This is a genomic window from Borrelia persica No12 (assembly GCF_000500045.1).
GTDB lineage: Bacteria > Spirochaetota > Spirochaetia > Borreliales > Borreliaceae > Borrelia > Borrelia persica.
This window is the reverse complement of sequence record NZ_AYOT01000087.1, coordinates 1-359: the sequence shown is the minus strand read 5'-3', so window position 1 is coordinate 359 and position 359 is coordinate 1. Positions and strand designations below refer to the sequence as shown.

At 28.1% G+C, this 359-nt stretch carries 1 pseudogene; it reads right to left on the bottom strand.

Features of this window, described 5'->3' with window-relative positions:
* A pseudogene (locus tag U881_RS0101595) lies at window positions 1-324 on the bottom strand (hypothetical protein); the annotation flags it as partial.
* Window positions 325-359: the final 35 nt, after the last annotated feature.

Sequence of the window (359 nt, the reverse complement as noted above, 5' to 3'; positions counted from 1 at the left end):
ATCACCCGCATAATCATTATTTTTATAAGACTGTTCAACAGTTTGCTTTAAATGTCTAAACTTGTATTGTAATTTAAGATAGTTAAGCCTAACTGACTCTGATCTAAATCCTATAGTAGCAATAGTATTAACTTCATTTACTAATGTTGTGGGATTAGCATTAAGAAAAGCATCCCATTTTATTGTTTTTAAATATCCAGTTTTTAAATCTACATCCTCAATCTGCTCATTAGAAAACCAATTGTAAAATACTGGTAACTTTACTTCCGGAAACACATTTGCTATCTCTTTAGCATAATAATTTTGATCATATAATTCTGACATCTTTATACTCCTTTAACTTATTAATTTGGTTTACC